Below are 8,271 nucleotides of genomic sequence, written 5' to 3'. Positions count from 1 at the left end.
GCGCCCCGTTGCGGGGACCGGTCAGGCGCGTTCCGCCCTGAGCTCGGCCAGGACCGCGCCGAGCTGGTCGAGGCCCCAGTTGAGGTCGTCCTCGGAGATCACCAGCGGCGGCGAGAGCCGGATCGTCGACCCGTGGGTGTCCTTGACCAGCACGCCCCGCGCGAGGAGCCGCTCGCACAGCTCCCGCCCGCCGGCCAGGGACTCGTCGACGTCGATGCCCGCCCACAGCCCCACGCTGCGGGCGGCCACCACGCCGTTGCCGACGTACTCCTTGAGGCGGGTCCGCAGCACCTCGCCGAGACGGCGCGCGTTCTCCAGGTAGGGGCCCTCCTTCAGCATCCGCACCACGGTCCGGCCCATGGCGCCGGCGAGGGGGTTGCCGCCGAAGGTGCTGCCGTGCTGGCCGGGCCGGATGACGTCGAGCACGTCGGCGTCGGCGACCACGGCCGAGACCGGCAGGATGCCGCCTCCCAGCGCCTTGCCGAACAGGTACACGTCGGGGACGATCCCGGTGTGTTCGCAGGCCCGCACCGTACCGGTGCGGCCCAGACCCGACTGCACCTCGTCGGCGATGAGCAGGACCCGTTCGCGGTCGCAGATCTCGCGCACCCGCGGCAGGTAGTCGGGCGGCGGCACGATGACCCCCGCCTCCCCCTGGACGGGCTCGACCAGGACCGCGGCGGTGGTGGCGTCGACCGCGTCGGCGATGGCCGCGGCGTCGCCATAGGGCACGACGCGGAACCCCGGGGTGTAGGGCCCGAATCCGCCGTAGGCGTCGGGGTCCTCGGAGAAGGAGATGATGGTGGTGGTGCGGCCGTGGAAGTTGCCTCCCGCGACCACGATCGTGGCCTCGTTGGCGGGGACCCCCTTGACGTCGTAGGCCCAGCGCCGGGCGAGCTTGATCCCGGTCTCGACCGCCTCGGCGCCGGTGTTCATCGGCAGCACCTGCTCCTTGCCGACCAGGTCGGCGAGGGCGGTGACGAACGGCGCGAACTGGTCGTTGTAGAAGGCGCGGCTCGTCAGCGTGATGCGGTCCAGCTGGTGGTGGGCGGCCGCGAGCAGGTCGGGGTTGCGGTGGCCGAAGTTCATCGCCGAGTATCCGGCCAGGCAGTCGAGGAGGCGGCGCCCCTCGACGTCGGTGACCCAGGCCCCGTCGCCTTCGGCGATCACGACGGGCAGCGGGTCGTAGTTGTGTGCCGAGTGGGTGTCGGCGAGTCCGATGTGCTCGGAGGTGGAGATGGCGGGTCCGGCGGGGTCTCCGCCGTCGCGCCGGCCCAGACCGCGGGTGTCGCTCATCCAGGTTCCCTTCGATCGCCCTTGATCGTCGTCGATCAGTGGATACCCGCTCGGATCACGCACAAAGCGCCCGCTCGGGCGGCCTCCAGCAGGAGAACAGACGGCGACCAGGGGTGGCAAGGGTGGCCCGCCATGACCCGTCGGCCGTCGGGCTTGGCGGTTTCCGCCCTTGTCGGCGCCCCGGCGATGGGCTTAGGGGGGTCGAAGGCGGCCGGGCGGGCGTGAGAGATTGGGGGCACGCCAAGGCGCGGGGTGCCGGAAACGGCTGAGAACACACCCGTCGAACCTGATCTAGCTCGTACTAGCGAAGGAACGCCCGTGAGCAGTGTCAACATCCTGTCCATCGCCGGCAGCGACCCCAGCGGCGGGGCGGGGGTCCAGGCCGATCTGAAGACGTTCTCCGCCCTCGGCGGCTACGGCATGACCGTCATCACGGCGCTGACCGCCCAGTCGACGGCCGGGGTGACCGGTGTGCTGGAGGTCCCCGCCGAGTTCGTCACCCGCCAGCTCGACACGCTGCTCGCCGACGCCCGGGTCGACGCCGTCAAGATCGGCATGCTCGCCACCCCGGGGGTGATCGGGGCCGTCGCCAAGGCCATCGACGCCCACCGACTCCCCCACGTGGTCCTCGACCCGGTGATGGTGGCCACGAGCGGCGACCGGCTGCTGGCCGCCGAGGCGATCGAGGTGGTCCGCGCCGAGCTGCTGCCGCGGGCCGACCTGGTCACCCCCAACCTGCCCGAGGCCGCCGCTCTCCTGGGAGAAGACGCGGCCGGCGACCTCGACGCCATGCGCGCGCAGGCCGATCGGCTGCTGGGCCTGGGGGCGCGGCGGGTCCTGCTCAAGGGCGGCCACCTCGCCGGCGACACCAGCAGCGACGTGCTCGTGGAGGCCGGTGCGGACCCGCAGGTGTTCACGGCCGAGCGGGTCGCCACCCGCAACACCCACGGCACCGGCTGCACGTTGTCGTCGGCGATCGCCGCACTGCGCCCGCAGCGTCCGGGCTTCGGCGCCGCCGTGCGCGACGCCAAGGCCTACCTGACGGCGGCGCTACGGCACGCCGACACCCTGGACGCCGGGCACGGGAGCGGGCCGGTCCACCACTTCCATGCCTGGTGGCCCACGGCGGCGACGCGGTGAGCGGGGGCCGGGGCGCCCGCGCACTCACTGGCCGGAGGGCTCCTCCTTCGCCTGGGCCAGAGCGAGGGAGCTGAGCGCCGCGGCGGCCTGGCCGGGGTCGGCTCCGCGGCCGACCGCGATGCCCAGCAGGTAGGCCGTGAGCGGCGCCGCCGGGCGCGCCACCGAGTGGGCGGCGTCCTTGGCGAGGTCGAGGATCCGGTTCACATCGGAGGTGTCGAGCCGCTCGGGGAGGTCGAGTTCGGCGGCGGCGAGGTTCGCCCATTCGACGAGGGTCATGGATGCTCCGTGGGTCGTCGGTGGCCGGAGTCCCCGAATGCGCGGCGGGGCCCGGTGATCAGCGATCCTACGGGCGGGGTACCGCCCGGCGCGCGCCCGGTCGCGGTGCGTCCCCCGCCCCTCGCTTTCGCCCCCGCGTCGCAGCCACGGGGCATCTCCCGATACTGTTGCGCGACAGGGGAGCGGGACCGGCCCTTCCGCGATGACCGGTGCCCGCTTCTCGCCTTCTTCTGTGTTGCCCGCTCAGCCTGCGAGGGCGCTTCCGGGCGATGTCGATCCGGCCGACACCGTCCTCGTCGCGGCGCTAGGCGGCCGGGGACCCGGCGTGGACCCCGGCGGCGAGGCCGGCGAGGATCTCGTCGAGGCGGTCGAGGTGTGCGCGGATCCACGGCAGCGCGACCGGGTCGTCGGCGGCCAGGGCCTGGTGGCGCTGGTCGGCGGTCTCGCCGTAGAGCAGGCTCGTGGCCACGCGCATCCGCAGGGCCCTGGCGGGCTCGCCGAACTCCGCCGCCGGAAGCACGCCCATGCCATAGCGGTCCAGGAGCAGGCCGGTGAGCGCGCGGCCCGTGGTGATGCCGTGGGCGGCGGCCAGGTGCTCGCGGTGCGGCTCGAAGTCCGGGTAGAGGTAGAACGCCGCCTTCGGCGCGGCCAGCGTCGCCCCCGCCGCCGTGAACCGGCCGGCGACGGCCCGGGCGACCAGACCGTGCAGCCGGCGGCTGCGGGCGATGTGCGCGGTGAGCTCGGCGGGTTCGGCGAAGGCGAGAGCCCCCGCTTGCTGCACGGGACCCGCCGGGCTGGACCAGATCTCGCTGGCCACCCCGAGCAGGTCGGCGCGGAGCCGCCGGCCGGTCTCGCCCTCGGGGAGCCGGGTGACGCCGAGCCGCCAGCCGCCCAGCGCCAGGTTCTTGCTGAGCCCGGTGGTGATGACGGTCCGCTCCGGAGCGAACTCCGCCGCGCTGTGCACGGTCGTCGTGAGGTCGTGCACCAGGTCGCGGTAGATCTCGTCGGAGATGATGAACAGGTCCAGGTCGCGGGCGACCTCGGCCAGGCGGCGGACCGTCGCTTCGGCGGGCACCGTCCCGGTGGGGTTGTCGGGCGTGGTGACGATGACGGAGCGGACATCGCGCCCGCGGGACCGTGCCCGGGTGACCGCCGCCGCGAGCAGGTCGGGGCGCGGCACCCCGCCCTCGCCGGGCGGCGTGGCGACCTTGATCGCGCGGTGGCCTGCGAGCTGGGCCTGTGCGGCGTAGCTGACCCAGCTGGGGGCGGCGATGGCGACGTCGCCGCCGATGCTCAGGAGCAGGCTGTACAGCAGCGGCTTGCTGCCCGGTCCGGCGACCACGAGATCGGGGTCGGTGGGCAGGCCCCGACGCGTCCAGTACCCGGCGGCGGCCTCGCGCAGCTCCCGGCTGCCCGCCACGGGCCCGTAGGCGTTCTTGTCACCCCCCGCGGTCAGGGCGTCGAGCATGGCGGGGTGCACGGGCAGACCGGCCTCGCCGAACCCCAGCGGCAGCACGCGCACGCCGCGGCGGCGCTGCTCGGCCAATGCCTCGTTGACGGCGAGGGTGGCGGACACGGTGACAGGCATGGGTTGATCAACTCCGGAAGCAACCAGGAAGGAACGTGCAGGCCAGCGGGCTTGTCGCGGGCCTCTCACCTTCACCCTGCCCAGTTCGCCCCATAAGTACAAGCGAGTCTTTGCGATGGAAGGCGTAAGCTATTCTTATGCTTGATCTCCGCCGATTGCAGATCCTGAAGGAGTTCGCCGACCAGGGAACGATCGCGGGCACCGCCAAGGCCCTCGGCTACACGCCTTCGGCGGTCTCGCAGCAACTGTCGGCACTGGAGCGTGAGGCGGGGATCGCACTGCTGGACCGCACCGCCCGCAGCGCGGAGCTGACCGACGGCGGGCGGCTGCTCGCCGTGCACGCCGACCAGATCCTGGCGATGGTCGAGGCCGCCGAATCCGTCCTGGCCGCCCAATCCGGTGTCGCCCTGGGCCGGGTCACCGTCGCGGCCTTCCCCACCGCCGCGGTGGCGTTCGCGCCGCTGCTGGCCCAGAGCCTGCGCGCGCACGAGGGGATGCAGCTCGTCCTGCGCCAGACCATGGAGGGCACCGGCAGCCGCCAGGTCGGCACCGGTGAGGCCGACATCGCCCTCGTCGACGACTGGTCGGGGCGGCGCCCCGACAGCGGGGCAGGCAAGCTGCGCCACTTCCACCTGCTGCACGACCCCATGGTCCTCGCGGTCCCCGCGGACCACCGGCTGGCCGACCCGCAGCGCCCGGTCGACCTGCACGGGCTGCGGGACGAGGCGTGGATCGCCGCGCCGCACGGCGAGCCGTCGCGGGCCGCCACCGACCGGCTGCTCGACGACGTCGGCGGCGCCCCAGCCGCTGCCTGGGAGTTCGAAGGGCCCGGCACCATCCTGAGCCTGGTGGCGCGTGGGATCGGGATCGCGGCGGTGCCCGCTCTGGCACTGACCGCGGGCGCGCCCGGCCTCGCGTTCCGGCGGCTGCCGCACGGGGCCCCGGTGCGCGAGGTCTATGCCCTGGTCCGCGCCACGAGCATCCGGCGCCCGGCGATCACGGTGACCCTGCGGGCGCTCGACGCCGCTGCCGCCGAGGTGCGGCGCACCCTGGGCGACACGCTGCGGCGCGCGGCCGGCGGCGCCGTCGACCCCGGTTAGCCCCAACGCCGTTCGGTCAGCCCGGGTCGGCGAGCGGGGCGCGCCGCCGGAGGCGGTCGAGCTTGCGGCGCATGCGCCGGGCGATGTGCTGGTTGCGGTCCCGGTCGTCACGCGCGTTGAACCACAGCATGCAGGTCTCGAGCCGTTCATGGCGCAGGACCGCCAGCTCGGCCTCCAGGCGCTGGACGCGCTGGTCGAGCTCGATGTGCGCTTCCCGATGCGCGGCCGCCGAAGCGGCATGCCGTTCGGCCTCCGCCTCGGCATGCCTGAGCCGCGCCACGACACTGTCGGCGTATGCCGCGGCCCTCGTCCGTACTGTTCCCACGAACCACACACCGGGCGTCTATCCCGTGTGCCTCCGCTATCACCCGCTCACGGCGCAAAGGATCCGGAAAGTGGGGCGTATCCGGCGCAGGTCAGGCGGCCGCGACCGGGTGCCGGCGGCGCGCCGCCGGGGTGTGCCGGGCGGGGCCGGGGCGCGGGGCGCCCGTGATGCGCGCGGGCCGCACCTCGGCGTAGATCTCCTCGAACCGGTCGAGGGAACGGCGGTGGTCGTGGGTCAGGGCGATGCGCCGGCTGGCCTCGCCCATCGCCGCGCGGCGCTGCTCGCCGGCGTCCAGCACGGCCAGCAGGCGGTCGGTCAGCTCCCCGATGTCGCCCGGCCGGAACAGGTACCCGTTGACCCCCTGCTCGATCAGGTGCGGCAGCGCCATCGCGTCGGCCGCCACGACCGGCAGCCCGGTCGACATCGCCTCCAGCGTGGCGATGCTCTGGAGCTCGGCCACCCCGGCGATGGCGAACAGGTCGGCGGCGACGTAGGCGAGCGGCAGGTCCTCGTCGGGCACGAACCCGAGGAAGTGCACGCGGTCGGCGACGCCGAGGCTCGCGGCGAGCGCGCGCAGCTCCGTCTCGCGCTGCCCGGTGCCCACCAGCGCCAGTTGCAGGTCGCGGTGGTTGAGCGCGCGCGGGAGGGCGCGGATGAGCTCGTCGATGCGCTTCTCCTCGTCCAGCCGCCCCACGAACACGATGGTCTCGCGGTCGGGCAGGCCGAACCGGGCGCGGGTCTCGGCGCGCTCGGCGCCGCGCGGGTGGAACCGGTCGAGGTCGATGCCGCAGGAGACGGCTTCGACCGGGCGGCCGAACCCCTTCTCGGCCAGCAGGTCCGCCGCTCTCTGGGTGGGCGTGGTGACATAGTCGGCCTCGTGGGCCACCCGCACCATGTCGCGCCAGGCGATGGTGCCGGCCAGGTCGTGCAGCGGCGCCGGGATGTGGGCGTGGGCGAAGAGGTTGTCGGGCATGAAGTGGTTGGTGAGGACCACGGGGACGCCGGCGAGCCGGGCGCGCCTGACGAGCGCCCGGTTGATGGTGAAGTGGCTCTGGGCGTGCACGACGTGCGGTCGCAGGCGCGTGATCAGCCGCTCCAGGTGCCCGTGGATGCCCAGCGGGAGCGCCGTGCGCATCGACGGGTGCACCAGCACCGGGGCCGAGCGCAGCCGGTGCAGGGTGACCCCGTCGGCGTACTCGATCCGGGGCGCCCCGGTCGACGAGGCGCACACGACGTGGACGTCGTGGCCGCGCGCCGCCAGCCCGCCGGCGAGCCGGTGGGTGAAGTAGGCGGCGCCGTTGACGTCGGGCGGGTAGGTGTCGGCGCCGATCAGGACACGGAGCCGCGCGTCATCGCCGGGGTTGGCTCGGGTGGTGCTGTGGAGGGCGCGCTGATTTCGTGGAGTCATCTCGGTTCTCCTGAACTGGTCTCGACGGGGACGGCGGAGTCGGGGCGGCGCCGGGCCGCCGCGCGGCTTCGGGGTTGCGGTCCTTCGCGCGGGCCAGCACCGCGGTCCCGGCGATGGCGAGCGCCGCGGACGCGGTCGCGAGGAGCTGGTCGACGGGGGTGGCGGGCAGTCCCTCGCCGAGCATCAGGGCCCCGATCGACGCTCCGGTGACGGGGTCGACGATGAGCAGCGTCGCGTAGGCGGCGGCGAAGTGGCCGGTCCGGTAGGCGTTCTGCTGGAGCAGGCCGCCGAAGACGGCGATGCCCAGTGCGAGCAGGGTCAGCCAGCTCACGATCGCGGAGGGTGTGCTCACCACGTGGGAGGCCACCACGCGCGCCAGCGCCGAGGTGGTACCGAGCGCCGCCCCGCCCACCATGGCCAGCAGCAGCGCGCGGGGCCCGGCGGGGATCCAGTGCGCGACGGCGTAGACGATGCCGCCCGCGGCGGCGACGCTGCCGACGAGCACGAGGGCGACGGGCACCGGCATCTGCGGGACGGCCGTGGTGTGCGGGAAGAGCAGCAGCACGCCGAGCAGCCCGACCATGACGCACAGCCCGGCCGCGATCTGGCTCGGCCGCACCCGTCTGCGGTTGAAGAGCGCCGACAGGGTGATCGCGAACAGCAGGCCGGTGACGCCGATGGGCTGGACGATGGTCAGCGGCGCCCCGCTGAGCGCCACCAGGTGCAGGGTCACCCCGGCTCCGGCCGCCAGCGTCCCCAGCACCCAGCGCGGGCGCCGCATCAGGTGCAGGAGGAAGCCCACGCGCGCGATGCTGCGGCCGGGGGCGCGTACGGCATCGCGCTCCTGCATGGCCGACCCCAGCGCGAGGAAGAACGCGCCCGCGACGGCCAGGAAGACCGAAATCAGCAGCATCGCGACGCCTCTCCCCCGGGCCGGCCGGCCCTGTCCCGTCCCTCGGGCACGGCTCCCCCCTTCGATGTTCGCGCCGGCGCCATCGCCGAACCGCCTCCACGCTGAACGCTACGGAGATCGCGGAGGAGTGGCGATACCGTCACCACCCCGAACCGGGTGGTGCCAGCCCCACTCCGCTGCGACCTCCCCGGTTGCGCTACTACCCCGAGCCCGTGCCGCAATGCC

At 74.1% G+C, this 8,271-nt stretch carries 8 protein-coding genes and 1 riboswitch; of the genes, 2 read left to right on the top strand and 6 right to left on the bottom strand.

From position 1 onward, the window contains the following. Window positions 1-21: 21 nt before the first annotated feature. Entirely contained in the window at window positions 22-1,296 is a 1,275-nt protein-coding gene (gene rocD / locus ACFOVU_RS05540) for an ornithine--oxo-acid transaminase (protein ID WP_378530410.1), read from the bottom strand. Between the two features lie 238 nt (window positions 1,297-1,534). Further along, a riboswitch (TPP riboswitch) is annotated at window positions 1,535-1,626 on the top strand. On the opposite strand from rocD, the gene thiD reads away from it, so the two are divergent. Then, window positions 1,615-2,436 carry a bifunctional hydroxymethylpyrimidine kinase/phosphomethylpyrimidine kinase gene (gene thiD, locus ACFOVU_RS05535; protein ID WP_378530408.1) on the top strand — a complete coding sequence of 274 codons (822 nt, stop codon included), beginning with the start codon at window positions 1,615-1,617 and terminating at the stop codon, window positions 2,434-2,436. (Overlaps the previous riboswitch by 12 nt.) Before the next feature lie 24 nt (window positions 2,437-2,460). Here the strand turns inward: thiD and ACFOVU_RS05530 are convergent, their stop codons facing one another. Together ACFOVU_RS05530 and ACFOVU_RS05525 are read right to left on the bottom strand one after the other, a co-directional pair. Then, the gene (locus tag ACFOVU_RS05530; RefSeq protein ID WP_378530406.1) at window positions 2,461-2,712 is read right to left on the bottom strand and encodes a DUF6457 domain-containing protein; all 252 of its coding nucleotides are present in this window, start codon (window positions 2,710-2,712) and stop codon (window positions 2,461-2,463) included. A gap of 304 nt (window positions 2,713-3,016) precedes the next feature. Next, the gene (locus ACFOVU_RS05525; protein ID WP_378530404.1) at window positions 3,017-4,300 is read right to left on the bottom strand and encodes a pyridoxal phosphate-dependent aminotransferase; all 1,284 of its coding nucleotides are present in this window, start codon (window positions 4,298-4,300) and stop codon (window positions 3,017-3,019) included. 137 nt (window positions 4,301-4,437) lie between these two features. Between ACFOVU_RS05525 and ACFOVU_RS05520 the strand changes: the two genes are divergently transcribed. Next, window positions 4,438-5,400 carry a LysR family transcriptional regulator gene (locus ACFOVU_RS05520; protein ID WP_378530403.1) on the top strand — a complete coding sequence of 321 codons (963 nt, stop codon included), beginning with the start codon at window positions 4,438-4,440 and terminating at the stop codon, window positions 5,398-5,400. Between the two features lie 16 nt (window positions 5,401-5,416). Here the strand turns inward: ACFOVU_RS05520 and ACFOVU_RS05515 are convergent, their stop codons facing one another. From ACFOVU_RS05515 to ACFOVU_RS05505, 3 genes are all read right to left on the bottom strand, one after another. Next, window positions 5,417-5,680, bottom strand: a complete 264-nt coding sequence (locus tag ACFOVU_RS05515) for a hypothetical protein (RefSeq protein ID WP_378530400.1) — start codon at window positions 5,678-5,680, stop codon at window positions 5,417-5,419. Between the two features lie 136 nt (window positions 5,681-5,816). After that, the gene (locus ACFOVU_RS05510) at window positions 5,817-7,133 is read right to left on the bottom strand and encodes a glycosyltransferase (protein ID WP_378530398.1); all 1,317 of its coding nucleotides are present in this window, start codon (window positions 7,131-7,133) and stop codon (window positions 5,817-5,819) included. After that, window positions 7,075-8,046: a DMT family transporter gene (locus ACFOVU_RS05505; RefSeq protein WP_378530397.1), complete on the bottom strand. Its 972-nt coding sequence runs from the start codon at window positions 8,044-8,046 to the stop codon at window positions 7,075-7,077. Before ACFOVU_RS05505 ends, ACFOVU_RS05510 begins: the two co-directional genes overlap by 59 nt. Between the last annotated feature and the right edge of the window lie 225 nt (window positions 8,047-8,271).

Origin of the sequence: Nocardiopsis sediminis (assembly GCF_042650565.1) — a bacterium.
Taxonomy (GTDB): domain Bacteria; phylum Actinomycetota; class Actinomycetes; order Streptosporangiales; family Streptosporangiaceae; genus Nocardiopsis_B; species Nocardiopsis_B sediminis.
This window is presented reverse-complemented; position numbering and strand designations above follow the sequence as displayed.

Coding starts and splice junctions, on each gene's coding strand:
- rocD (WP_378530410.1), bottom strand. CDS start 1,296: ATGAGCGACACCCGCGGTCTGGGCCGGCGCGACGGCGGAGACCCCGCC.
- ACFOVU_RS05530 (WP_378530406.1), bottom strand. CDS start 2,712: ATGACCCTCGTCGAATGGGCGAACCTCGCCGCCGCCGAACTCGACCTC.
- ACFOVU_RS05525 (WP_378530404.1), bottom strand. CDS start 4,300: ATGCCTGTCACCGTGTCCGCCACCCTCGCCGTCAACGAGGCATTGGCC.
- ACFOVU_RS05520 (WP_378530403.1), top strand. CDS start 4,438: ATGCTTGATCTCCGCCGATTGCAGATCCTGAAGGAGTTCGCCGACCAG.
- ACFOVU_RS05510 (WP_378530398.1), bottom strand. CDS start 7,133: ATGACTCCACGAAATCAGCGCGCCCTCCACAGCACCACCCGAGCCAAC.
- ACFOVU_RS05505 (WP_378530397.1), bottom strand. CDS start 8,046: ATGCTGCTGATTTCGGTCTTCCTGGCCGTCGCGGGCGCGTTCTTCCTC.